Raw genomic sequence first — 24703 nt, 5'->3', positions numbered from 1 at the left:
ACCAGTGGGGAAACGGCAAGGAGTCAGCTCACGGTGCGCAGGCGCCCCGTGGTCTTGTGCCGGGCGCAGCAGTTGGTGTCGCCGGCGACGAAGCGCGCCGGGTTGTCGACCCGGTCGAGCGGCAGGTTGCAGCGTTCGCCGCCGGGCAGCAGCGCCTCGCAGCGCGGCTGCTGGAAGTGGTCCAGCCACTGGCGGTACTGGCTCTCGGAGACGAAGCACTTGGCCGCCGCGTAGGCCAGCGGATTGTCCTGGTAACGCGGGATGTCCTGCAAGGGGATGGTCAGGTGCCCGGCACCGGGATGGTAGGCGACGAATACCACGCCCTGGCCGGATAGACGCTCCAGCAGTTGCTCCGGTCCCTGGGCGGCCAGACGGTCGCGCTCGGCGCGCAGCTCGGCCAGTTCCTGCTCCAGTTGCTGGTCCAGCTCGTTGCGGTAGGCCAGTTCGACGTCGCGGATCGAGACCTGCTCCTTGTAGCCGGCCACCGCCGCCGCCACCCGAGCCTCCAGTTCGTCGGCGAACTCCGAGCGCAGCAGGTCGGTCTCGTTGCGCCCCTGGTTCTCGATGAAACGCAGTTGCCGGGTCAGTTCCTCGCGGTTGCGCTGGAACTGCTCGCCCTGCTCCAGCAGACGCTGCTGCAATTCGGCGTTCTCCCGCGCCTGCCGTTCCAGGGCCTGTTGCAGGCTGAGCACTTCGCTGCGCAGGATGTCCAGTTGCCCGCGGGCGTCCTGTTCGCGCCTGGCCAGTTCCTCTTCGTGCTGCCGGGCGAGCCCGGCCAGGCGCTGCTCCTGCTGCCGGGCCAGGGCGGCGAGCTGTTGTCGCTGCTGCTTGACCAGTTGCGCCAGGCGCGCCGTCTGCTCGTCCTCCTGCTTGCGCGGAGGCTCCGCGGGCGGTGCCTTCGGGGCGGCGGGACCGGCGGCGTACCATTGCTCTTCGGCGGCCATCTGCAGCCGCTGCGGCTCCACCGCGGCAGGCTCTTCGTCCACCAGCAGGCCCAGCTGGTTGCGCCTGAGCGCGTCGCGGATGAGCACGAAATGGTTGCGTCCGGCGCTGCTCTCCGGGTCCCAGAGGTGCATCTGGTGCCAGGACACCGGGCACTGGCTGCGACAGGCCAGGCGGATCGGCCCGCCGCCCATGTCGGGGCCGCGTCCGGCGCGTTCGGCGAGGTTGCGCAGAGGCAGGTTCCAGCCGGTGTCGGCGCCGCCCTGCTCGTCGAAATCGAGATAGAAGAACACCGCCGCCCGCGCCTGCAGGCGCGGATTGATCAACACATAGGCCAGGTGCATCTGCCGGTCGGCGTATTCCGGCATGCGCACCAGGCCATCGAGCAGCGCCTCGAATTCGGGATACAGCATTTCCTTGCAGACGCCGCTGTCGTTGAAGAACAGCACGGCCTCCGCCATCTGTGGCTTTTTCTGCATGCTCATCGCTAACCCTCGAACGCCTGGCGAGGCGGCCCGCATCCGGCAGTACCCATCTGGCATGTCACCTGAAAAACAGGCGCTATCTCGTTGTTCGGGCAAGTCTAGGGGAAAAAATGTCGCGGGCAATGTGACTGGGTTGGCAGACACCCGGGCGATGCCGGACGGCCCGCCGAGCGGTAGGGGAAATTGTGAAGCGGTCGGGTTTTGAGCGGACGGAGATCACCGTGGCAGAGCGCCACCGTTCACCGAACCGGTGCACAGCGCCCCGCCGCGCCGACGAGGGCGGACAGGGGCGATACGCAGAACCTGTGCGAGCTGGAGAAAAGCCGTTTTCAACGCAGTTTCTCCGCTACGCAACAGATCGCGGAAAGGCTCTCAGAGTTCGGCGGCCAGGCGCGAACCCTGGTTGATGGCGCGCTTGGCATCCAGCTCGGCGGCGACGTCGGCGCCACCGATCAGGTGCACGCTCTGGCCGGCCGCCAGCAGGCCGTCCTGCAACTCGCGCAGCGGGTCCTGGCCGGCGCAGACGATCACGGTATCCACCGGCAGCACCTGCGGCTCGCCCTCGGCAACGCGGATATGCAGGCCGGCTTCGTCGATCCCGAGATACTCCACGGCATTCACCATCTGCACCTGCTTGTTCTTCAGGCCGGCGCGATGGATCCAGCCGGTGGTCTTGCCGAGGCCGTCGCCGACCTTGCTCTTCTTGCGTTGCAGGAGGAACACCTGGCGCGCCGCCGGATGCACCTCGGCCTTGACCCCGGCGATGCCGCCGCGGGCCTCCAGGCGGGTATCGATCCCCCACTCCTTCCAGAACGCTTCGCGCTCCAGGCTGGTGGACGGACCGGCATGGGTGATGAATTCGGAGACGTCGAAGCCGATGCCGCCGGCGCCGATCACCGCCACCTTGCCGCCCACCGGCTTGCGCTCGAGGATCGCGTCCAGGTAGCTGATCACCTTCGGATGCTCGATGCCGGGGATCGCCGGCGTGCGCGGGACGATGCCGGTGGCGAGGACGATCTCGTCGTAGCCGCCCGCGACCAGATCGTCCACGCCGACCCGGCGGTTCAGGTGCAGCTCGACGCCGGTGCTCTCCAGCTTGTTGCGGAAGTAGCGCAGGGTCTCGTGGAACTCTTCCTTGCCGGGAACCCGCTTGGCCACGTTGAACTGCCCGCCGATCTCGCCGGCGGCGTCGAACAGGCTGACCCGGTGCCCACGCTCGGCGGCCACGGTGGCGGCAGCCAGGCCGGCCGGGCCGGCGCCGACCACGGCGATCTTCTTCGGCCTGGCGGTGGGAATGTAGTTCAGCTCGGTTTCGTGGCAGGCGCGCGGGTTGACCAGGCAACTGGTCAGCTTGCCGCCGAAGGTGTGGTCGAGGCAGGCCTGGTTGCAGCCGATGCAGGTGTTGATCCGTTCAGCGTGGCCGGCGGCGGCCTTGTTGACGAAGTCCGGGTCGGCGAGGAACGGCCGGGCCATGGAGACCATGTCGGCATCGCCCTCGGCCAGGACCTTCTCCGCCACCTCGGGAGTGTTGATGCGGTTGGTGGTGATCAGCGGGATGCCGACCTCGCCACGCAGCTTGGCGGTGACCTTGGTGAAGGCCGCGCGCGGCACCTTGGTGGCGATGGTCGGGATGCGCGCCTCGTGCCAGCCGATACCGGTGTTGATCAGGGTCGCGCCGGCCTTCTCGACGGCCTTGGCCAGCAGCACGATCTCGTCCCAACTGCTGCCGCCCTCGACCAGGTCGAGCATCGACAGGCGATAGATGATGATGAAGTTCGGCCCCACCGCCTCGCGCACCCGGCGGACGATCTCCACCGGCAGGCGCATGCGGTTCTCGTAGCTGCCGCCCCAGCGGTCGGTGCGCTGGTTGGTGTGCTGCACGAGGAACTGGTTGATGAAGTAGCCTTCCGACCCCATGATCTCGACGCCGTCGTAGCCGGCGACCTGGGCCAGGCTGGCGCAGTTGACGAAGTCGGCGATCTGCTTCTCGATGCCTTCCTCGTCGAGTTCCTTGGGCTTGAACGGATTGATCGGCGCCTGGATCGCGCTCGGCGCCACCTGCTTCGGGCTGTAGGCGTAGCGGCCGGCATGCAGGATCTGCATGCAGATCTTGCCGCCCGCCTCGTGCACCGCCTGGGTCACGATCCTGTGCTTCTCCGCCTCTTCCGGCGTGCTCAGCTTGGCCGCGCCGGAATACACGCCGCCCTCTTCGTTCGGGCCGATGCCGCCGGTGACCATCAGGCCGACGCCGCCACGGGCGCGTTCGGCGAAATACGCCGCCATGCGCTCGAAGCCCTGCGGCTTCTCTTCCAGACCGGTGTGCATGGACCCCATCAGGGTGCGGTTGCGCAGGGTGGTGAAGCCGAGGTCCAGCGGGGCGAGCAGGTGCGGATAGGGAACGGCGGCGGTCATCGGGGGTCTCCACATCGGGCGAAACGCGTTCACGGATATGCCGCGGCCTCGGGCGCAATGCGCGGCACGGGCAGCGGTCGGTATGGCGACGACTCTAAGGAGCGCCACCGGAGCGCTCAATGATCCTAAATGACAAGTTACTGATCGGAATGCACAGGGATGCTTGGCAAGCCGACGCCACTCCCCTACCCTGTGGGCTGCCTTGGAGACCCGCATGCGCAAGCTGATCTTCCTGATCCTCATCACCCTCTTCGCCGCCTACGCCGGCTGGGCCGAACGCCGCCCGGTAGGCCACTACCTGTCCGACCTGCGCAGCCAGGTCAGCGTGGTCCAGGGCCAGCCCGGCGAGCGCGGCAACCTGCTGGCGGTCCAGCCGGAACTGTTCACGCCGGACTACCAGAGCGCCGAACGGTTGCAGCTGAAATTCCACGCCTACCTGGAAAATGCCCGCCGCCAGGGCCTGCTCAACGAGCGCACGGTGGTGGTGTTCCCCGAGCATGTCGGCACCTGGCTGGTGGCCAGCGGCGAGAAGCCCGAGGTCTATGCCGCCGCCGACTGGCCCACGGCGATGGACTGGATGGCCGCGAGCAACCCGCTGAAGGTGGCGCGCGGCTGGATCACCGCGCGCGGCGAACAGCGTCTCACCGACACCCTGTTCCGGATGAAGGCGGTGGACATGGCCCACGACTACCAAACCCTGTTCGGCGGGCTCGCCCATGATTTCAAGGTGACGGTGGTCGCCGGCTCCATCGTCCTGCCCGACCCCGAGGTCGAGGACGGCGAGCTGCGTCCCGGCACCGGCCAGTTGTACAACGTCAGCCTGACCTTCGGTCCCGATGGCCGGCCGCTCGGCCAACCGCAACGCAAGGTGTTCCCGACCCGCCACGAACTGAGCTACCTCAACAACGGTCGCGGCGAGCGCCTGCAGGTGCTGGATACGCCGGCAGGACGCCTGGGCGTGCTGATTGGCACCGACAGCTGGTACCCGGACACCTACGCCACCCTGGTCGAACAGCGCGTCGAACTGCTGGCGATCCCCGCCGCCCTGAACCAGAGCGGTCGCTGGCAGCAGCCCTGGCCCGGCTTCGATGCGGAGCTGGTTCCCGGCGACGTGCGCCTGGCGCCGAACAGCCTGAGCAACGCCGAGGCCTGGCAGCGCCTGGCGGTCGGCGAGCGCCTGCTGGCCAGCGGTGCGCGCGGCGCCGCCGTGGCCTTCGCCCATAGCCGCCTGTGGAACGTCACCGAAGACGGCCAGAGCCTGCTCGGTTCGTCGCAGGGCATGCGCCAGGCCAATCCCGGCGGCGGTGCGCAACTGGTCAATCTCTGGCTATGAGCGCGCCCCGGGTTCGCCTCGGCGACCTCTCGGTCGGCTTCGTCCAGGCGCTGGCCGACGCCCTGCTCGCCGCCGGCGTCGAGCCCGCACCACTGCTCGAGCAGTACGGCCTCGACCAGCGGCGCCTGGCCGAACCCGGGGCGCGCCTGTCGATCCCTCGCTACATGCGCCTCGGCCATGCCGCCATACAGCTCAGCGGCGACCCCGCCCTTGGCCTGCAGATGGGCCGCCTGAGCCGTCTCGGACAGATGGGCCTGGCCGGCGTCAGCGTCGCCCAGGCGCCCAACCTGCGCGCCGCCGCGCGGGCAATGATCCACCTGGAACCGCTTTACGCGCAGAACTACCGGGGCCAGTCGAGCCTGGTGGAAGACGCCGGCGGCGCCTGGCTGCGCTTCTATTCGATCAGCCCTTATAACGCCTATAACCGCTTCGTCGTCGATTCGGTGCTGGCAGGCTGGATCAGCCATCTCGGCGCCCTGGCAAGGCAGCCGTTGAAAGCGGAGCGGGTGGAGATCGAATATCCAGCGCCGCCTTGGGCCGAGCGCTACGAGGCATTCTTCGGCTGCCCGGTGGAATTCGGCGCGCCGACCAACCAGTTGCGCCTGAGCCAGGCCAGCCTGGCCCTGGCGAATGCCGAGCACTGTCCGAGCACCTGGAACCAGATGCTGGAACTCTGCAACCGCGAACTGGAGCAGTTGACCCGCACCCGCAGTTGGCGCGAGCGCGTCAGCCGCCTGCTGGGGCCGATGCTCAATGGTCGCGAACCGGACCTCGAGGAAATCGCCGCGCGCCTCAAGTTGCCGACCTGGACCCTGCGGCGCAAGCTGGCCGAGGAAGGCACCCAGTTCCGCAGCATCCTCAACGACACCCGCCGCGACCTGGCGATGGTCTACATCCGCGAGACCGACCTGGCTTTCGGCGAAATCGCCTACCTGCTCGGCTTCGCCTCGGCGGAAGCCTTCCAGCGCGCCTTCAAGCGCTGGAGCGGGCAGACGCCCGGCGAATTCCGCCGCGCCCAGCGACAGAGCGCATGATCACATCTCGGTGGCGTCGTCCGCCGGCTCTGGCAGATCGCATTCGGCGGCATGCTGCTCCAGCAGTTCTTCCTGGTAGTCGTCCATCGCGGATCACCTTCGTTCGTCTGTGTCTTTCAGCTGTAGACGAGGAAGATGACAGCGGGATTACCGCGCGCGGACCGACGGAGCAGGAAATCCGGCAAACAAGGAGAAAGCGGAAGACGCAGGGGACGACGGAAACGAAGAAAGCGGCCATTGGCCGCTTTCTTCGTGGCTCACCCCGCCTCGGCGTGGTGAAGATGTATGGCGCAGCGGACGGGACTCGAACCCGCGACCCCCGGCGTGACAGGCCGGTATTCTAACCGACTGAACTACCGCTGCGCGTCGGCTGGGCAAGATGCCCGGTAAAGCGACTTCCTCTCGTTGCAGCCAGGCTGCCCGCCTTCTAGTGGAAGACGGCGAGTTCGGGGTGGTGAACTCGGGAGGGGAAGTGAATGGCGCAGCGGACGGGACTCGAACCCGCGACCCCCGGCGTGACAGGCCGGTATTCTAACCGACTGAACTACCGCTGCGCGTAACTTGCGAGATTGGTGGGTGATGACGGGATCGAACCGCCGACCCTCTGCTTGTAAGGCAGATGCTCTCCCAGCTGAGCTAATCACCCTTCACTCTCGAAGTGGGGCGCATTCTACCGACCGAAAAACCTAAGTCAATGCCCTGATTGAATTTTTTTTGAAATTTCGGCGATCGCCTGTCGCCACGGTCGGCGCCGGGGCCCAGGCCGGGCCCAGCCACGGGCCGCTCACTCGACCCGCAGGCTCAGGCGCGCCGAGACCCGGCCGTCGACCTGGCGGTCCAGGCCGGCCTCCGCCACCTGCACGCCCTGCCCGTTCAACTGCTCCAGCCAGGGCAGCAGCTTGGCAAATGGCGCCGGCTGCAGGGCCACCTGCACGGCGCCCTCGCCTTCGTTGTCGAGGCGCTCGACACTCAGTCCGGCCTGGGCCGCCGAAGCCGTGACCATGCCCTGCAGCGCCGCCGGGTCGATCTGCGCCTGTGGCGCCGCGGCATCGGCCTGGCGCACGTTGGGCGCCTGCTGCTGGATGTAGGCATGCAGCGCGCGCTGTTCGGTGAAGTACTGCCGCGCCGACTGCAGATGGCGCTCGGCCGGGCGCCACAGCGCCAGGTAGAGCATCACCAGCAGGAGGAACGCGCCGAGCCAGAGCAGCGCCAGACGGTCCCGCGCCGGCAGCCCGCGCCAGCGGATCGCCAGCTGCGAGGTTTCCGCCTGGGCCCTGAGGCGCTCGTGGAATTGCGTCATCACCTTCATCTCAACCTCCTATCACCAGGCGCGCGCTGACCGTCGAGCCATCGCGGCTGGCCGAACCCAGCTGCACCGCCAGCCCGGACTCGCTGAGACGCGAACGCAGCCGTTCCAGCACGTCGAAACCGGGAGCCCGCACCTGGAGGGCGACGTCGCCGCGAGCGGCGCTGAAGTCCAGTTGCTCGACGCTCACCGTCGGCTCGCCGCCGATCACCGTGGCGGCCTGGCCAAGCAGGCCGAGCAACTGGCCCTCGCCGCCGCTGCTGGCGCTGTCGGCCAGGTGCTGGTCGAACTGCGCGCGCAGGTTGATCAGCTTGCGGTCCTCGGGAAACAACTGGCGGTAGAGTTCTGCGCTCTGCGCCGCGTAGCGGTCGCCTTCGCGCTGCAACTGCCAGGCCTGGACCAGGGTGAAGCCCCATTGCAATACCAGCCACAGCCCGACCAACCCCAGCAGCGGCCGCCAGCGGCGCCACTGGCTGCTCTGCTGGCGCGCGGCGAACTCGGCCTGGGCCAGGTCGGTGCCCAGCGGCTGCTCGCTCAGCCAGACGTGCGGATTGCCCGCCAGGGCCTGGACTTCCACCCCCTCCAGGGGCGCCACCTCCTGCGCGGCGAAGGCCCGCTGCGGCGGCGGGCAACTGTCGCGCAGTACCGGCCAATCCTCGCTGCCGCAGGCCAGGCGTACGGCGCCGCTGCCGCCGAGCAACCAGCGCTCTTCCAGCCAGAACAGGCAACTGCCCTCGCCCGGCAGGCAATCGGCATCGACATGCAGCGAAGCCGGTGCCTTGCCCGCGCCCTCGGCCAGCGCCAGCCAGGCGGCGAGCCAGGTGCGCTGCACGGCGAATACCCGGTGGCGGCCGTCGGCCAGCGCCGGACCAAGGGCAAGGTGCATCTGCTCGACATCGTCGGCCAGTTGTTCCTCCACCGCAAACGGCAGCGACTGGCGCAACCAGCGCGCCTTCTGTGTAGGCAGGTTCACCGCGCAGGCGGTCACCGCCTCCACCGGCAGGTACAGCCGCCAGGGCGCGCGGATCTCCGCCAGCGCCTGGGCGAACGGCGCGCGCCGGCACTCGCCATCCTGCACCCACCATACCGCCAGTTCCCCATCGGCCCCCGCCGTGCTGGCGGGCGGCAGGAACAGCGCACTCACTCCACTCATCGCTCGTCCTTCTTCCAATCGTCGCCGCCCGTCGACGGGATGGGCAGGCCGCCCTGCCCCATGTCGCGGGCCATCACGCGTATCTTGCCGTCCTTGCCCCGCTGCAAGGTACTCACCAGCACCTGCCGGCGGTCGCCCAGGCTGACCTCGCTGATCACCTGGAAGTAGCGGGTGCCGACGGCATAACTGACGTTTCCGGTCTTCGAACCCAACTGGGTCAGATGCTTGGTGAAATCGTCCTTGCTCTGGAAACCTTCCCGACCGCGGGCGTCCACGATGTTTTCCGCCTGTCCCGGATCGATCTCGAACATGGCGGCCAGCACCGGCACGCTGGCAGTGTTCACGTTCAGCGGCGCATCTTCGGGCAAGGCGCTGACGAACGGCAGCAGGCGTCGATAGTCGGCTTCCGACAATTTCAGCAGGCGCAGCTCGGACACGTCCTTGAAACTGCGGTTGGCGGCGCGGTAGGCCGGCGCCTCCAGCAGGTACTGGTTGTCCTCGGCGCCTTGCTCGCCCTGCGGATTCTGGTCGGCGTCGAGCCAGTCGGCCAGCCGGTCCGGCAAGCCCTGGACGATCTCTTCCTTCATCCCCAGGGTGGCCAGCAGGCGACGGAACTGCTTCACCGAGTCCGGCTTGACCTTGCGCTTGCGCACCAGTCCGTTGAGGTTGAAACGCCCGCTGGGGTCCTCGATCCGCACCCGCAGCTCGCCGCCGTCGTCCAGCTTGAACGGCGTCATCGGTCGCGCCCAGGCCTCGCCCAGGTGGTCCACCGGCTCGCGGGTATTCTCGCCGCCCTGGCGCAGGTCGCGGCGCAGCACCGCTTCCGCCAGGCGTTCGCCGCCCAGCGCATAGTGCCAGGCCTGGCGCACGTGCAACTGGTTGGCGCTGCTGCGTATCGCCAACTGCTGGCGGATGATCAGCCCGGCGCAGACGATGGTCACCACCGCCACCACCAGCAGCACGGTGATCAGCGCGACGCCGTTCTGCCCGCGCCTCATTCCGGCGCCCCCGGCATGCCTTCCGGCGGCTGCGGCACTCCGCCCTCGCCGTTCTCGCCATTCTCGCCGCCCGGCTGGCCCTGCGGCTGGTCCTGCTTGAGCGGCGGATCGAGCAGACGCCAGACGCGCACCAGCTTGCCGTAGTGGCGGTGCTCCAGGGTCATCTCCACCGCCAGCGGCAGGCTTTCCAGGCGCTCCTCCTCGCTGCCTTCGTCGGTCGGCCAGTGGCCCTGCCAGTTGTGCTCCTTGTCGAGGAAGCGCCAGCTCAGCGCGGTAACCCCGTCCAGCACCTGCTGCACCCGTGGCTTGCTGTCCTGGGCGCGGTCCAGAACCAGCCAGTAGCGGCGTTCGAGGGTCTCCCCGGACAGCGACCAGCGCACCCGCTGCAGGCGCGAGCGCGCCTGACCGAGCGGGTTGCGCCAGCCGCCACGGGTGAATTCGACGATCTGGTCGTTCTCGCCCTCGCTGAGGAAGGCGCCACGGTTATCGCCCAGTTCGTCGCGTACCGGACGTTCGACCGCCTGGGTCAGGTCGCGCTCCAGCGCGCCCATCGCCCGCACCAGCTCGCGCATGCGCTGCTCCTGCACGCGAGTCGCCTGGTCGGTCTGCATCACGCTGTCGAACATGCGGTAGGTGGCCAGGGCCAGCAGGGCGAAGATGGCGATGGCGATCAGCAGCTCGAGCAGGGTGAAGCCCCGCTGTAGCCTCATGGCTGGCTCCCGAGGAAACCGACGAGGCGCGCCGCGGCGCGTTCCTCGATGCTGCCACGCTCGCGGCCAAGGGGCTTCGCCGCGACCCAGACGATCACCCGCCGCATATCCTGCTCGGCGGTGCTGTCGACCTGGGTGCGCCACTCCCAGCGGCGCCCGGCGAACTCCAGCTCGCCCTGGTTGCGGCCGCTGGAGGGCGGCGTCTGTTCCAGTTGCAATTCGTTGAGACGGTTGTCGGCGATCCACATCGCCAGGGTCTTGTCTTCCAGCCGCGAGGCGTTCTGCAGGCTGCGCGCGCTGGCACTGAGCACGCTGGCCGCGACCATGGCGAAGATCGCCAGGGCCACCAGCACTTCCAGCAGGGTGAAACCGCGCGCGCGCTTCATCGCCGCGCCACCTCGACCCGTGGCAGGCGGAAACCGTCGCTGCTCAGCGACAACGCCCGCCCCTCGGGTCCGCGCTCGGCCAGGCGCAGGCGGAACGGACTGAGTTCGCCACTGGAGAGGATCAGCAATTGCGGCTGGTCGGTGCCTTTCTTCTGCTCCTTCTCGCCCTTGCTGCCGGCCAGCACCAGCGGCTGGCCGTCCAGCTCGAAGGTCAGCTCCGCCCACTCCGGCAGGCGGTGGCTGTCGCGCGCCACCGGCAACCAGCGCGCCTTCGCTTCGTCGTAGCGCAGTACCTGGTAGGCATCGCGCTCCAGGCGCAGGCCGTACTCGCGGTTGTCCAGCACGGCCTCGTCGGTCAGCACGCCGATCAGCCCGGCGAGCCGCTCGGCCTCGCTGTCCAGCTCCCGCGAGGTGCTGGCGAAGCCGGTGCTGAGCACCGCCAGGCCGATCAGCACGCTGATGATGACCATCACCACCATCAGCTCGATGAGGGTGAAGCCGCGCGAAGCCCGCATGTCCGGTCAGTTGTCCCAGTTACCGATGTCGGCGTCGTTGTCGCTGCCGCCTTCCTTGCCGTCGGCGCCCAGCGAATACAGGTCGAACGGGCCCTTGGTGCCCGGCGCCAGGTACTGGTAGGGATTGCCCCACGGATCGACCGGCAGCTTCTTCAGGTAGCCGTCCTTGTTCCAGTTCTTCGGCTGCGGATTGCCGGTGGGCTTCTTCACCAGCGCCTCGAGGCCCTGCTGGGTGCTCGGATAGGCGAAGTTGTCCAGCTTGTACATGTCCAGCGCGGCAGCGATGGCCTTGATGTCGCCCTTGGCCACGGTGACCTTGGCCTGGTCGGGACGGCTCATTACCTGCGGCACCACCAGGGCGGCGAGGATGCCGAGGATGACCACCACGACCATGATTTCGATCAGGGTGAAGCCCGACTGTTGGCGACGCTGCAATGGGCGGCTCTGATTCACGCGATTACCCCACGAGTTGGTTGAGAGAAAGGATCGGAAGAAGAATGGCAAGGACGATGACCAGCACCACCGCGCCCATGAATATCAGCATGAACGGTTCGAACAGGCCGACCATCAGGCCGATCTGCGCCGCCAGGTCGTTCTCCTGGTTGCGCGCGGTGCGCGCCAGCATCTGGTCCAGCTCGCCGGAGCGCTCGCCGCTGGCGATCATGTGCAGCATCATCGGCGGGAACTGTCCGGTGGCTTCCAGCGAGCGGGTCAGGCTAGCGCCCTCGCGGACCTTCTGCGCGGCCTTGACCACTTCGTTGCGGATGATCCGGTTGGCGATCACCTCGGCGGCGATCGCCAGCGCCTCCACCAGCGGCACGCCGCTGCGGGTGAGGATCGCCAGGGTCGAGGCGAAGCGCGCGGTGTCGGTGGAACGCACCAGCCGACCGACCAGCGGCACGCGCAGCAGGAAGCCATGCCAGCGCTCGCGAAAGGCATCCTTGCGCAGCGCGTAGCGGAAGCCGATCACCCCGCCGATCGCCGCGACGAAGGCCAGCGCGCCCCAGGCCTTGACCCAGTCGCTGACGCCGATCAGCACGCGGGTCAACAGCGGCAGGGTCTGCCCGCTGTCGATGAACACCCGGACCACGTCGGGCACCACGTAGCCCAGCAGGAAGCCGACGATGGCCAGCGAAGCGACCATCAGGATCACCGGATAGAGCAGCGCCAGCTGGATCTTCTGCCGCGACTGCTGGCGCTGCTCGGTGTAGTCGGCAAGTTGCTCCAGCACCGGGCCGAGGTGCCCGGCATGCTCGCCGGCAGCCACAGTCGCCCGGTACAGCTCGGGAAAGGCGGTGGGAAACTCGCGCAGGCTGCCGGCCAGGCTATGGCCTTCGAGGACCTTGGCGCGCACCGCGAGAAGCATCGACTGGATGCGCTGCGAGGTGGACTGCGCCGCGGCGGCGCGCAGCGCCTCCTCGATCGGCAACGCGGCCTGGACCAGGGTCGCCAGTTGCCGGGTCACCAATGCCAGGTCGCGCGCGGACAGTCCGCGGGCGAACGTCAGGCGCCCGCCCTGCCCGCTCTGCTCGCGGGTACGGGTGGGCTTCACATCGAGCGGCGCCAATTGGCGCTCGCGCAGCAACTGGCGGACCTGGCGCGCGCTGTCCGCCTCCAGCACGCCCTTCTGCTGGCGACCGCTGGGGTCGAGGGCGAGGTATTCGAAGGCGGCCATTATTCTTCCCGGGTCACGCGCAGGACTTCCTCGACCGTAGTGACGCCTTCCAGCACCTTGCGCCGACCGTCGTCGCGGATGCTCGGTCCGCTGGTGCGGGCATGCCGGGTCATTTCCTGCTCGGAGGATTCGTTGTGGATCAGCGAGCGCATGTGGTCGTCGAACACCACCAGTTCATAGATACCGGTACGCCCGCGATAGCCATGCTGATGGCACTCGCCGCAGCCGCGGGCGCGATGCAGGGTCGGCGGCGCGGCGGGATCGACGCCGAGCAGCGCGCACTCGGCCTCGTCGGCGCGGTAGGGCTCCTTGCACGCCGGGCAGAGCACCCGCACCAGGCGCTGGGCCAGCACGCCAAGCATGGAGGAGGACAGCAGGAACGGCTCGATGCCCATGTCCACCAGGCGGGTGATCGCGCCGATGGCGCTGTTGGTGTGCAGGGTCGAGAGCACCAGGTGGCCGGTCAGCGAAGCCTGCACCGCGATCTCGGCGGTCTCCCGGTCGCGGATCTCGCCGACCATCACCACGTCCGGGTCCTGCCGGAGGATCGCCCGCAGGCCGCGGGCGAAGGTCATGTCGACCTTGGCGTTGACCTGGGTCTGGCCGATGCCCTCCAGGTGGTATTCGATCGGATCCTCGACGGTGAGGATGTTCCGCGTGCGGTCGTTGAGCGTGGTCAGGCTGGCGTACAGGGTGGTGGTCTTGCCCGAGCCGGTGGGGCCGGTGACCAGCAGGATGCCGTGCGGCTTGCGCACCGTTTCGTCCATCAGCTTGCGGTCGCGCTCGCTCATGCCCAGGTGCTGCAGGTTCAGGCGCCCGGCCTGCTTGTCGAGCAGACGCAGCACCACCCGTTCGCCGTTGGCCGAGGGCAGGGTCGAGACGCGGATGTCCACCTCGCGCCCGCCGACCCGCAGGGAAATCCGCCCATCCTGGGGAATACGCTTCTCGGCGATGTCCAGCCGTGCCATGACCTTGATCCGCGATACCAGCAGGGCCGCCAGCTCGCGCTTGGGCTCCAGCACCTCGCGCAGCACGCCGTCGACGCGGAAGCGCACCACCAGGCGTTTCTCGAAGGTTTCCAGGTGGATGTCCGAGGCGTTCTCGCGGATCGCCTCGCCGAGGATCGCGTTGATCAGGCGTATGATCGGCGCGTCGTCCTCCTGCTCCATCAGGTCCTCGGTTTCCGGGACCTGGTCGGCCAGCGCGGCGAGGTCCAGGCTGCCGCCGAGGTCCTCGGCGAGCTGCATGGCCGCCGAGGAATCGTGCTGGTAGGAGGCCGCCAGGGCCTGGTTGAAGGCGTCCTCGCCGAGTGCCTTGAGCGGCAGGCGGCGGCCGGCGAAGCGCTGCGCCTCGGCGATCGCCGCCAGCTCCACCTGCGGCCGGCAGGCCAGCCAGTACTGCTCCTCCAGGCACAGGAACAGCAGGCCCTGGCGCTTGGCGAAGCTGAACGGCAGACGCCGTGGCGGTGCGGCCGGCGCGGCGATGTCGGGTAATGGGGCTGTCATCATGGATGCCTTATAGCGGTAACCTTACAGAAGTATCTTGGTCGTATATGACCACTGAACGGTTACCGTCAGTATTGTTAGTTGTTAGTCGTTTTGTGCGGCCGATCCCGAGTTCCTCTTGCAGAAGTATCCTGGCGAGCCGTTATCTTAAGCACAAGCGTGCCTGGCCCGGCCAGTCACACCTATTGATAGAAGTAGGTAGCCTACTGGCAACGAACTGCTATGATCCCTCGGCGATCTTCAGACATAACGATAAAGACCAGGAGTGATGTATTGCCTTTCTCCGGCGCCTCTTCCCGCTGGCTGCAGCGGTACGCCCCGGCCCTTCTGGCTGTTGCCCTGATCATCGCCATGAGCATCAGCCTCGCCTGGCAGGCGGCCGGCTGGTTGCGCCTGCAACGCAGCCCGGTAGCCGTCGCCGCCTCGCCGGTCAGCCACGAGTCGATCCGCAGCGATCCGACCCGCCTGGCGCGCCTCTTCGGCACCAGCGCCCAGGACCCCAACGCCCCGCCACCGGCCACCAACCTCGACCTGGTGCTCAAGGGCAGCTTCGTCCAGAGCGATCCCAAGCTGTCCAGCGCGATCATCCAGCGCCAGGGCGACAAGCCGCACCGCTACGCGGTCGGCGGCGAGATCAGCGACGGCGTGAAGCTGCACGCGGTCTACCGCGACCGCGTCGAACTGCAGCGCGGCGGGCGCCTGGAAAGCCTGCCCTTCCCCCACCGTTCCGGGGGACTGCTGGCCAGCGCGGACGACATTACAAGCGAGAACGACTCGATCGAACAACTGCAAAGCCTGCAGGATGAGAACGCTGCAGCATTGCGCGAGCGCCTGGACGCCTTGCGCCAGCAGATGGAAGCCACGCCCATCGCAGAACCCGCCGAAGAAGACTCGAGCGAGCCCACGACCACGCCTACGGAAAGCGACTGACCCGATGTCCCAGCCTTTGCTCCGCGCCCTGTTTGCCCCTTCCAGTCGTTCGTACGTTCCCGCCGTCCTTCTCAGCCTGGCCCTCGGCATCCAGGCGGCGCACGCCGAAAACAGCGGCGGGAACGCCTTCGTCCCGGCCGGCAACCAGCAGGAGGCGCACTGGACGATCAACCTCAAGGATGCCGACATCCGCGAATTCATCGACCAGATTTCCGAAATCACCGGCGAGACCTTCGTCGTCGACCCGCGGGTCAAGGGCCAGGTCAGCGTGGTCTCCAAGGCCCAGCTCTCGTTGAGCGAGGTCTACCAGTTGTTCCTCTCGGTGATGAGCACCCACGGCTTCACCGTGGTTGCCCAGGGCGACCAGGCGCGCATCGTGCCCAACGCCGAGGCCAAGACCGAGGCCGGCGGCGGCCAGAGCGCGCCGGATCGCCTGGAGACGCGGGTGATCCAGGTGCAGCAGAGCCCGGTATCGGAACTCATCCCGCTGATCCGTCCGCTGGTCCCACAATATGGCCACCTCGCCGCGGTGCCCTCGGCCAACGCGCTGATCATCAGCGACCGCAGCGCCAATATCGCGCGAATCGAAGACGTGATCCGCCAGCTCGACCAGAAGGGCAGCCACGACTACAGCGTGATCAACCTGCGCTACGGCTGGGTGATGGACGCCGCCGAGGTGCTCAACAACGCCATGAGCCGCGGCCAGGCCAAGGGCGCGGCGGGCGCCCAGGTGATCGCCGACGCGCGCACCAACCGCCTGATCATCCTCGGCCCGCCGCAGGCGCGCGCCAAGCTGGTGCAACTGGCGCAATCGCTGGACACCCCGACCGCGCGCTCAGCCAACACCCGGGTGATCCGCCTGCGCCACAACGACGCCAAGACCCTCGCGGAAACCCTCGGCCAGATTTCCGAAGGCATGAAGAACAATGGCGGCCAGGGCGGCGAACAGACCGGCGGCGGCCGACCGAGCAACATCCTCATCCGTGCCGACGAAAGCACCAACGCCCTGGTCCTGCTGGCCGACCCGGACACGGTCAACGCTCTCGAAGACATCGTTCGCCAGCTCGACGTGCCGCGTGCCCAGGTATTGGTGGAAGCGGCCATCGTCGAGATCTCCGGCGACATCCAGGATGCCGTCGGCGTGCAATGGGCGATCAACAAGGGCGGCATGGGCGGAACCAAGACCAACTTCGCCAATACCGGACTGTCCATCGGCACCCTGCTGCAATCGCTCGAGAGCAACAAGGCACCGGAATCCATCCCCGACGGCGCCATCGTCGGCATCGGCAGCAGCAGCTTCGGCGCGCTGGTCACCGCGCTCTCGGCCAACACCAAGAGCAACCTGCTGTCGACCCCGAGCCTGTTGACCCTGGACAACCAGAAAGCGGAGATTCTGGTCGGCCAGAACGTACCGTTCCAGACCGGCTCCTACACCACCAACAGCGAAGGTTCGAGCAACCCGTTCACCACCGTGGAGCGCAAGGATATCGGCGTCAGCCTCAAGGTCACTCCGCACATCAACGACGGCGCGGCCCTGCGCCTGGAGATCGAGCAGGAGATCTCGGCCCTGCTGCCCAACGCCCAGCAGCGCAACAATACCGACCTGATCACCAGCAAGCGCTCGATCAAGAGCACCATCCTCGCCGAGAACGGCCAGGTGATCGTGATCGGCGGCCTGATCCAGGACGACGTTTCCCAAGCCGAGTCGAAGGTTCCCCTGCTCGGGGACATCCCATTGCTCGGTCGCCTGTTCCGTTCCACCAAGGACACCCACACCAAGCGCAACCTGATGGTCTTCCTGCGTCCTACGGTGGTCCGCGACAGCGCCGGTCTCGCCGCGCTCTCGGGCAAGAAATACAGCGACATCCGGGTCATCGACGGCACTCGCGGCCCGGAGGGACGACCCAGCATCCTGCCGACCAACGCCAACCAGTTGTTCGATGGACAGGCCGTCGATCTGCGCGAACTGAAGACGGAATAACGGCGCCATACCGGCAAGGCGGCCTCATACGAAAAAAAGGCGCTGCTCCTTTCGGAACAGCGCCTTTTCCGCATCTCCCCACCAACTCAGTCGAGGTAGATCATTTTCCGGGTCATGCCGCCATCGACCAGGAATTCCTGGCCGGTGACGAAACCGGCGTCCTCGGAGAGCAGCCAAGCCACCAGCGACGCGACATCCTCCACCGTTCCGACCCGGCCGACCAGGTGCTGGTCGTGGTCCAGCTCGGTCAGCGGCGCAGCCTCGCGCTCGGCGGCCTCGCGGGTATCGATCCAGCCGGGGCTGAGCGCATTGACACGGATATCCGGGCCCAGGCTGGCGGCCAGGGCATGGGTCAGCGCCAGCAACCCGCCCTTGCTCGCGGCGTAGGCCTCGGAGTCAGGCTCCGACTGGTGGGCACGAGTCGAGGCGATGTTGACGATGGCGCCATTGTGCGCGCGCAGATAAGGCGTGCAGTACTTGGCCAGCAGCATCGGACCGGTCAGGTTGACCGCCAGGGTCCGGGTCCACTCGCCGAGACTCAGCGCCTCCAGCGGCGTATTGCGCGGATTGGCGATGGCGGCGTTGCAGACCAGGCCGTCGAGGCGGCCGAACTGACCGAGCACCTCGGCCACGCTCATCGCCACCTGGCCCTCCTGGGCCACGTCCATGGCCACGAACCAGGCGTGCTCGCCCAGCGCCTCGGCCACCCTGGCCCCGCGTTCACGGTCGTTGTCGGCAAGCACTACCTGCCAGCCCTCGGCGATCAGCCAGGCACTGATGCCCAGGCCAATGCCCCGGGCCGCCCCGGTGACCAGGGCGACCTTGCCGTTGCCTCGCAGGTTGGGTTCGATCACAGCGCGGCCAGCCCCCGAGCCATGTCGGCCTTGAGGTCGTCGAGGTCTTCCAGGCCGACCGCGACCCGGATCAGGCTGTCGCCGATCCCGGCGCGCGCGCGGTCCTCGGGGGACAGTCGACCGTGGGAGGTGGTCGCCGGGTGGGCGATGGTGGTCTTGGTGTCGCCCAGGTTGGTGGTGATCGAGACCATCCGGGTAGCGTCGATGAAGCGCCAGGCGGCATCGCGCCCGCCCTTCACGTCGAAGCTGACGACCGCGCCGAAGCCGCTCTGCTGGCGCCGGGCCAACTCATGCTGAGGATGGCTCGGCAGGCCCGCGTAGTAGACCCGCTCGATGCCCGGCTGGCGCTCCAGCCATTCGGCCAGGGCCAGGGCACTGGCGCTGTGCGCCTGCATGCGGATACGCAGGGTTTCCAGGCCCTTGAGGAACAGCCAGGCGTTGAACGGGCTGAGGGTCGGTCCGGCGGTGCGGAGGAAGCCGACCACTTCCTTCATCTGCTCGCCGCGACCGGCGACCACCCCGCCCATGCCCCGGCCCTGGCCGTCGATGTACTTGGTCGCGGAGTGGATCACCACGTCCGCACCGAGCTTCAGCGGCTGTTGCAGGGCCGGCGTGCAGAAGCAGTTGTCCACCGCCAGCAGCGCACCCTTGGCGTGGGCGATCTCGGCCAGCGCGGCGATATCCACCAGCTCGGCCAGCGGGTTGGATGGCGACTCGACGAAGAACAGCTTGGTATTCGGCTTGCACGCCGCCTCCCAGGCCGCGAGATCGCTCAACGGCGGATAGTCGACCTGGATACCGAAGCGCTTGAAGTACTTGTCGAACAGGCTGATGGTCGAGCCGAACACGCTGCGCGAGACCAGCACGTGGTCGCCGGAGCTGCACAGGCTCATCACCAGGGCGAGGATCGCCGACATGCCCGACGCCGTGGCCACCGCCTGCTCGGCTCCTTCGAGGGCGGCGATGCGCTCCTCGAAGGTGCGTACCGTGGGGTTGGTGTAGCGCGAATAGACGTTGCCCGGCACTTCGCCGGCGAACCGCGCGGCCGCGTCGGCGGCGGTGCGGAAGACGTAGCTGGAAGTGGTGAACAGCGCCTCGCCGTGCTCGCCCTCCGGCGTCCGCCGTTGCCCGGCGCGAACCGCCAGGGTGTCGAAGGCCGCGCCTTCCAGGTCGCTGTCGAGACGCCCGGCATCCCAGTCCTGAGTCATGCCGCTCTCCCCTTTGTCAGTCGTTGTACAGATCGATGATCGCGCTGACCGCCTGGCTCTTGGCCTTGGTCGCATCGTTGCGCGCCTGTTCGATCCGGTTCAGGTAAGCCTCGTTGACGTCGCCGGTCACGTACTCGCCGTCGAACACGGCGCAGTCGAAGTGATCGATCTTGATCTTGCCGCCGCCGACCGCTTCGATCAGGTCGGGCAGGTCCTGGTAGACCAGCCAGTCGGCGCCGATCAGCTTGCTGACGTCCTCGGTGCTGCGATTGTGCGCGATCAGCTCGTGCGCACTCGGCATGTCGATGCCGTAGACGTTGGGGTAGCGCACGGCCGGCGCGGCGGAGCAGAAGTAGACGTTCTTCGCCCCGGCCTCGCGGGCCATCTGGATGATCTGCTTGCAGGTGGTGCCGCGGACGATGGAGTCATCCACCAGCATCACGTTCTTGCCGCGGAACTCCAGCTCGATGGCGTTGAGCTTCTGCCGCACGGATTTCTTCCGCGCCGCCTGGCCGGGCATGATGAAGGTGCGGCCGATGTAGCGGTTCTTGACGAAGCCCTCGCGGAACTTCACGCCGAGCCGGTTGGCCAGTTCCAGCGCCGCGGTGCGGCTGGTGTCGGGGATCGGGATGACCACGTCGATGTCGTGGTCGGGACGCTCGCGGAGGATCTTGTCGGCAAGCTTCTCGCCCATGCGCAGGCGCGCCTTGTACACCGAGATGCCGTCCATGATCGAATCCGGACGCGCCAGGTAGACGTGCTCGAAGATGCACGGCGCGTACTTCGGTGCCTTGGCGCACTGGCGGGTATAGAGCTTGCCTTCCTCGGTGATGTACACCGCCTCGCCCGGCGCCAGGTCGCGGATCAGGGTGAAGCCGAGTACGTCCAGGGCCACGCTCTCGGAGGCGATCATGTATTCGACGCCGTTCTCGGTATGCCGCTGGCCGAAGACGATCGGACGGATCGCATTGGGGTCGCGGAAACCGACGATGCCATGGCCGGTGATCATCGCCACCACCGCGTAGCCGCCGACGCAACGGTCGTGCACGCAGGAAACCGCGGCGAAGATGTCCTCCTCGGTGGGCTGCAGCTTGTTGCGCACCGCCAGCTCGTGGGCGAACACGTTGAGCAGCACTTCCGAATCGGAGTTGGTGTTCACGTGGCGCAGGTCGGATTCGTAGATTTCCTTGGCCAACTGCTCGACATTGGTCAGGTTGCCGTTGTGCGCCAGGGTGATGCCGTAGGGCGAGTTGACGTAGAACGGCTGCGCTTCCGCCGAGCTGGAGCTGCCGGCGGTCGGGTAACGCACATGGCCGATGCCGACGCTGCCGATCAGGCGCTGCATGTGGCGCTGCTGGAAGACGTCGCGGACCAGGCCGTTGTCCTTGCGCAGGTACAGCTTATCGTCATGGCAGGTGACGATACCGGCAGCGTCCTGGCCGCGATGTTGGAGGACGGTGAGCGCGTCATACAGCGCCTGATTGACGTTCGACTTGCCCACGATACCGACGATGCCACACATGTGACGCAACCCCTACTTGGCTCAAGCTGGAAAGATGGGAAGCGCGATCGGTCCGTCCCGGACCATCGAGCTGACCAGGGCCTGTGGGCCGCTGGCTCCCGCGAATCGGCGACCTTCGCCGCCGACTGGCTCGCGGCACGTCCTGTGCCGCCGGCGCCGCGCCATCGACGCGCCGCCCTGGAAAACCGCGGGACCCGGCCTCGGCCAGTGTCCCGCCAAAATCACTGGCTGGGAAGCAGCCCGCCGATGCCGCTCGGCGGCGTTATCGGTGCGGCCGGCAACCACTGGCCGGCGAAACCGAGAATGAAGTTCTTCGACCAGTCGGCAACCATCAGGAAATGCGGCATCAGCACCGACTGCTGCCACCAAGGGTCCTGCTGTACCGGGGCCAGGCTGAGCAGGCCGACCAGCAGCACGACCAGCAGTACGCCGCGCGCACCGCCGAAGACCATGCCGAGGAAGCGGTCGGTGCCGGAGAGGCCGGTGACCCGGATCAGTTCGCCGATGAGGTAGTTGACCAGCGCCCCGAGCAGCAGGGTCGCGATGAACAGCAGCGCGCAGGCTGCGATGATGCGGGCCGAGGGGGTCTGGATGTACTCGCCCAGGTGCTGCGCCAGCGCCCCGCCGAACATCCAGGCCACCGCGCCGGCGACTATCCAGGTAAGCAGGGACAAGGCTTCCTTGACGAAGCCGCGACTCAGACTGATCAGGCTGGAAACGACGATGATGGCGACCATCGTCCAATCGACCCAGGTAAATGCCACTATGCAGCCCACAAGCAGAAAAGGCGCTGCATTTTAGCAGAGCGCGCCCGCGACGGTAAGCCGCGGGTCGCGGTCAACCGCGTTCCGGCTGGAAGCGCACGACGAAGCCGTTGAGCTTCTGCTGCTTGCTCAACTGGTCGCGCAGGCGATCCGCCTCGGCGCGCTGGATCACCGGCCCGACGAAGACCCGGTTCATCCCGTCGAAGCTGCGGATGTAGGCGTTGTAGCCCTGGGAGCGCAGGGTCTTCTGCAATTCCTCGGCGCGCGCCCGGTTGGACAGGCTGGCAAGCTGTACCGACCAGCTCTGCGGCAGGTTGTTGGCGTCCAGGCGCTTCTCCGCGGGCGGCGGGCTCGGCGGCGCAGCGGGCGGTTGCGGCTGGCTTGGCGGCAGGCTGGCGGCCGGCGCCTGGGCCTGGGCCTGGGCGGGCGGCTGGGTGGCCGGCGGGGTCGCCGGCAGGCCGCCGATCGGCTGGCTGGGCTGGCCGGCGGCGGCCGGGGAGCCTTCCTCGACGATCTCGGGAGCGATGCCTTCCTCGCCGGGCTGCAGTTCCGGCACCTCGGTCGGCTGCACCTCGACACTGGGCATGGCCGGCGATTGCGGGCGCGGCGGCGCTTCCACCACGACCTGGCGCGACTCGTCTTCGCGGGTGAACAGCATCGGCAGGAAGATCACCGCCAGGGCGATCAGCACCAACGCCCCGACGATGCGCTGCTTCAGCCCTCTTTCCAGCAAGGCCATGATTTACTCCCCCTTATCCGTTCTACGGGCCAGCCATTCCAGGCCTTCGGCCACGCTATAGAACGATCCGAACAGCAGAATGACATCATCCGCGGTAGCCTTGGCGCACTGCGCGTCCAGGGCGGCGGCGATATCCGCATGGCTGCTCGCCGGAACCTGGCGCAGGATCAGCGCCGCCTCCAGCTCCGCGGCCGGCCGCGAACGCGGGGTCGGCAACGGTGCAACGGCCCAATCCTGCACCAAGCCGGTCAAGGGTTCCAGTACGCCATCCAGGTCTTTGTCCGCCAGCAGGCCGAAGACCGCCAGGTAGCGCCCTCGTGGCGCTGCGGCACGCAGGCGTTGCGCCAGGTACTGGGCGGCCTGGGGATTGTGCCCGACGTCCAGCAGGAGCTGGCGTGGCTGGCCGTTCCAGGACAGGTCGCGGCGATCGAGGCGACCGGTCACCCGGGTCCGCCGCAGCGCCTCGGCCAGGCGCTCCGCCTGCCAGGGCAACTCGAGCAACGCGTAGGCCTGCAGGGCCAGCGCGGCGTTTTCCATGGGTAACCCGAGCAACGGCAGATCGTGCAGCGCCAGCGCCTGGCCGTCCGCGGCCAGCCCGCGCCAGTGCCAGCCATGATCGGCGAGCGCCAGGTCGTAGTCGCGACCGCGCAGGTAAAGCGGTGCCCCCAGCGCAGCCACCTGCTCCAGCAATGGCTGCGGGGGATCGAGATCGCCGCACAGGGCCGGTTTGCCGGCGCGCAGGATACCGGCTTTCTCGAAAGCCACGCTTTCGCGGGTATCGCCCAGCCAGTCCGCATGGTCCAGGCCGATGCTGGTGATCAGCGCCAGGTCGGCGTCGATCAGGTTGACCGCATCCAGGCGCCCGCCAAGGCCGACTTCCAGCACCGCGAAGTCCAGCCCGGCGCGCTCGAACAGCCAGAAGGCGGCCAGCGTGCCCATTTCGAAATAGGTCAGGGAAATCTCGCCACGTGCGGCCTCCACCGCGGAGAAGGCGTCGCACAGTTGCGCATCGCCGGCCTCGACGCCATCGATCCGCACCCGCTCGTTGTAGCGCAGCAGGTGCGGCGAGCTGTAGACCCCGACCGACAACCCCTGCTCACGCAGCAGTTCGGCGAGCAGGGCGCAGGTGGAGCCCTTGCCGTTGGTCCCGGTAACGGTGACCACGCGTTTCGCCGGCCTTCCCAGGCCGAGCCGGCGCGCTACCTCGCGGGAACGCTCCAGGCCCATGTCGATGGCCGTCGGATGGAGTTGTTCGAGATAGCTCAGCCAATCGGCCAGGGAACGCTGGGTCATGCGGATACGGGGCTCGGCGAATGAGTGAAGGCCGACAGCAGATTGGCCAGGCGCGGCCGCAACTCGGCACGATGCACGATCATGTCGATGGCGCCATGCTCAAGGAGGAACTCGCTACGCTGGAAGCCTTCCGGAAGCTTCTCGCGGACGGTCTGCTCGATCACGCGAGGACCGGCGAAGCCGATCAGCGCCTTGGGTTCGCCGACGATCACGTCGCCGAGCATCGCCAGGCTGGCGGAAACGCCGCCGTAGACCGGGTCGGTCAATACCGAGACGAACGGGATGCCTTCTTCGCGCAGGCGCGCCAGAACCGCCGAGGTCTTGGCCATCTGCATCAGCGAGATCAGCGCTTCCTGCATGCGCGCGCCGCCGGAGGCGGAGAAGCAGATCAGCGGGCAGCGCTTCTCAAGGGCGACGTTGGCTGCGCGAACGAAGCGCTCGCCGACGATGGCGCCCATCGAACCGCCCATGAAGGAGAACTCGAAGGCGCAGGCGACCACCGGCATGCCCTGCAGCTTGCCGCTCATGGCGATCAGCGCGTCCTTCTCGCCGGTGTCCTTCTGTGCCGCGGCGAGGCGATCCTTGTACTTCTTGCTGTCGCGGAATTTCAGGCGGTCCACCGGCTCGAGGTCGGCGCCCAGCTCCTCGCGACCGTCCTCATCGAGGAAGATGTCCAGGCGGGTACGCGCGTTGATGCGCATGTGGTGATCGCACTTCGGGCAGACATCCAGGGTCTTTTCCAGCTCCGGACGGTACAGCACGGCTTCGCAGGACGGGCATTTGTGCCACAGGCCTTCCGGTACCGAACTCTTCTGGGACTCGGAACGCATGATGGAAGGGATCAGCTTGTCTACCAGCCAGTTGCTCATGCTCTTTGTTCTCCAGTGCAAGGTCGGGATGGCCGCACCGATCCGGTGACGGCGTCCCTGAGCAAATTCATCTTCGTGACCGCCGGCAG

22 protein-coding genes and 3 tRNA genes are annotated in these 24703 nt (G+C 67.6%); 4 read left to right on the top strand and 21 right to left on the bottom strand.

Translation table 11 applies throughout. The features are described from left to right. Positions 1 to 23: 23 nt before the first annotated feature. Both FHW81_RS06000 and FHW81_RS05995 read right to left on the bottom strand, forming a co-directional pair. Positions 24 to 1463 carry a hypothetical protein gene (locus FHW81_RS06000; RefSeq protein WP_003119759.1) on the bottom strand — a complete coding sequence of 480 codons (1440 nt, stop codon included), beginning with the start codon at positions 1461 to 1463 and terminating at the stop codon, positions 24 to 26. A gap of 336 nt (positions 1464 to 1799) precedes the next feature. Then, the gene (locus tag FHW81_RS05995) at positions 1800 to 3839 is read right to left on the bottom strand and encodes an NADPH-dependent 2,4-dienoyl-CoA reductase (protein ID WP_023091156.1); all 2040 of its coding nucleotides are present in this window, start codon (positions 3837 to 3839) and stop codon (positions 1800 to 1802) included. Between the two features lie 214 nt (positions 3840 to 4053). Here FHW81_RS05995 and FHW81_RS05990 point away from each other — a divergent pair, with 214 nt between their 5' ends. Together FHW81_RS05990 and FHW81_RS05985 are read left to right on the top strand one after the other, a co-directional pair. Then, on the top strand, positions 4054 to 5172 hold the full coding sequence (locus FHW81_RS05990; protein ID WP_003138526.1) for a carbon-nitrogen hydrolase family protein: 1119 nt from the start codon (positions 4054 to 4056) through the stop codon (positions 5170 to 5172). Then, entirely contained in the window at positions 5169 to 6206 is a 1038-nt protein-coding gene (locus tag FHW81_RS05985; protein WP_012613883.1) for an AraC family transcriptional regulator, read from the top strand. Before FHW81_RS05990 ends, FHW81_RS05985 begins: the two co-directional genes overlap by 4 nt. Positions 6207 to 6492: 286 nt before the next feature. Here the strand turns inward: FHW81_RS05985 and FHW81_RS05980 are convergent. From FHW81_RS05980 to xcpR, 12 genes are all read right to left on the bottom strand, one after another. After that, positions 6493 to 6569: transfer RNA gene (locus FHW81_RS05980), tRNA-Asp, on the bottom strand. 114 nt (positions 6570 to 6683) lie between these two features. Next, positions 6684 to 6760: transfer RNA gene (locus FHW81_RS05975), tRNA-Asp, on the bottom strand. Positions 6761 to 6776: 16 nt separating this feature from the next. Then, a tRNA-Val gene (locus tag FHW81_RS05970) sits at positions 6777 to 6852 on the bottom strand. Between the two features lie 138 nt (positions 6853 to 6990). Beyond that, positions 6991 to 7515, bottom strand: coding sequence for a GspM family type II secretion system protein XcpZ (xcpZ, locus tag FHW81_RS05965; RefSeq protein WP_003103519.1), 525 nt, complete (start codon positions 7513 to 7515; stop codon positions 6991 to 6993). Position 7516: 1 nt separating this feature from the next. Further along, complete coding sequence (gene xcpY / locus FHW81_RS05960) at positions 7517 to 8665, bottom strand: GspL family type II secretion system protein XcpY (protein WP_003103522.1); 1149 nt, start codon at positions 8663 to 8665, stop codon at positions 7517 to 7519. Beyond that, positions 8662 to 9663: a GspK family T2SS minor pseudopilin variant XcpX gene (xcpX, locus tag FHW81_RS05955; RefSeq protein ID WP_003103524.1), complete on the bottom strand. Its 1002-nt coding sequence runs from the start codon at positions 9661 to 9663 to the stop codon at positions 8662 to 8664. The genes xcpY and xcpX overlap by 4 nt, the downstream gene beginning before the upstream one ends. Beyond that, positions 9660 to 10373 (bottom strand): GspJ family T2SS minor pseudopilin variant XcpW, encoded by a 714-nt coding sequence (gene xcpW, locus FHW81_RS05950; RefSeq protein ID WP_003110067.1) that lies wholly within the window; start codon positions 10371 to 10373, stop codon positions 9660 to 9662. The genes xcpX and xcpW overlap by 4 nt, the downstream gene beginning before the upstream one ends. Then, a complete protein-coding gene (gene xcpV, locus FHW81_RS05945) occupies positions 10370 to 10759 on the bottom strand; it encodes a GspI family T2SS minor pseudopilin variant XcpV (RefSeq protein WP_003103528.1) in 390 nt (129 codons plus the stop codon). The genes xcpW and xcpV overlap by 4 nt, the downstream gene beginning before the upstream one ends. Further along, positions 10756 to 11274 (bottom strand): GspH family T2SS minor pseudopilin variant XcpU, encoded by a 519-nt coding sequence (xcpU, locus tag FHW81_RS05940; RefSeq protein ID WP_003103530.1) that lies wholly within the window; start codon positions 11272 to 11274, stop codon positions 10756 to 10758. Before xcpU ends, xcpV begins: the two co-directional genes overlap by 4 nt. 6 nt (positions 11275 to 11280) lie before the next feature. After that, positions 11281 to 11727 (bottom strand): GspG family T2SS major pseudopilin variant XcpT, encoded by a 447-nt coding sequence (gene xcpT, locus FHW81_RS05935; RefSeq protein WP_003119751.1) that lies wholly within the window; start codon positions 11725 to 11727, stop codon positions 11281 to 11283. Positions 11728 to 11731: 4 nt separating this feature from the next. Then, on the bottom strand, positions 11732 to 12949 hold the full coding sequence (gene xcpS, locus FHW81_RS05930) for a GspF family T2SS innner membrane protein variant XcpS (protein ID WP_003091376.1): 1218 nt from the start codon (positions 12947 to 12949) through the stop codon (positions 11732 to 11734). After that, a complete protein-coding gene (xcpR, locus tag FHW81_RS05925) occupies positions 12949 to 14457 on the bottom strand; it encodes a GspE family T2SS ATPase variant XcpR (protein WP_003091377.1) in 1509 nt (502 codons plus the stop codon). Before xcpR ends, xcpS begins: the two co-directional genes overlap by 1 nt. Before the next feature lie 219 nt (positions 14458 to 14676). Here xcpR and xcpP point away from each other — a divergent pair, with 219 nt between their 5' ends. Both xcpP and xcpQ read left to right on the top strand, forming a co-directional pair. After that, a complete protein-coding gene (xcpP, locus tag FHW81_RS05920) occupies positions 14677 to 15384 on the top strand; it encodes a type II secretion system protein N (RefSeq protein WP_003119750.1) in 708 nt (235 codons plus the stop codon). A gap of 4 nt (positions 15385 to 15388) precedes the next feature. Next, complete coding sequence (gene xcpQ, locus FHW81_RS05915) at positions 15389 to 17365, top strand: GspD family T2SS secretin variant XcpQ (RefSeq protein WP_003103536.1); 1977 nt, start codon at positions 15389 to 15391, stop codon at positions 17363 to 17365. 86 nt (positions 17366 to 17451) lie between these two features. Here xcpQ and FHW81_RS05910 read toward each other — a convergent pair whose 3' ends face one another. The 7 genes from FHW81_RS05910 to accD form a co-directional block, all read right to left on the bottom strand. Continuing rightward, positions 17452 to 18219, bottom strand: a complete 768-nt coding sequence (locus tag FHW81_RS05910) for an SDR family oxidoreductase (RefSeq protein WP_003103539.1) — start codon at positions 18217 to 18219, stop codon at positions 17452 to 17454. Beyond that, complete coding sequence (locus tag FHW81_RS05905; protein ID WP_003113933.1) at positions 18216 to 19427, bottom strand: O-succinylhomoserine sulfhydrylase; 1212 nt, start codon at positions 19425 to 19427, stop codon at positions 18216 to 18218. The genes FHW81_RS05910 and FHW81_RS05905 overlap by 4 nt, the downstream gene beginning before the upstream one ends. Before the next feature lie 16 nt (positions 19428 to 19443). Next, a complete protein-coding gene (gene purF / locus FHW81_RS05900; RefSeq protein WP_023091155.1) occupies positions 19444 to 20949 on the bottom strand; it encodes an amidophosphoribosyltransferase in 1506 nt (501 codons plus the stop codon). Between the two features lie 221 nt (positions 20950 to 21170). Then, on the bottom strand, positions 21171 to 21713 hold the full coding sequence (locus FHW81_RS05895) for a CvpA family protein (protein ID WP_003113932.1): 543 nt from the start codon (positions 21711 to 21713) through the stop codon (positions 21171 to 21173). A gap of 73 nt (positions 21714 to 21786) precedes the next feature. Then, positions 21787 to 22452 carry an SPOR domain-containing protein gene (locus tag FHW81_RS05890; protein ID WP_016253172.1) on the bottom strand — a complete coding sequence of 222 codons (666 nt, stop codon included), beginning with the start codon at positions 22450 to 22452 and terminating at the stop codon, positions 21787 to 21789. Between the two features lie 3 nt (positions 22453 to 22455). Next, positions 22456 to 23745, bottom strand: coding sequence for a bifunctional tetrahydrofolate synthase/dihydrofolate synthase (folC, locus tag FHW81_RS05885; protein ID WP_003104198.1), 1290 nt, complete (start codon positions 23743 to 23745; stop codon positions 22456 to 22458). Next, on the bottom strand, positions 23742 to 24614 hold the full coding sequence (gene accD, locus FHW81_RS05880) for an acetyl-CoA carboxylase, carboxyltransferase subunit beta (RefSeq protein WP_003104199.1): 873 nt from the start codon (positions 24612 to 24614) through the stop codon (positions 23742 to 23744). The genes folC and accD overlap by 4 nt, the downstream gene beginning before the upstream one ends. Positions 24615 to 24703 lie beyond the last annotated feature (89 nt).

The organism is Pseudomonas sp. RC10-4-2 (assembly GCF_050433085.1).
GTDB lineage: Bacteria > Pseudomonadota > Gammaproteobacteria > Pseudomonadales > Pseudomonadaceae > Pseudomonas > Pseudomonas aeruginosa.
Note: the sequence above shows the minus strand (reverse complement) of the source record. Positions and strands in the feature narration are given on the sequence as shown.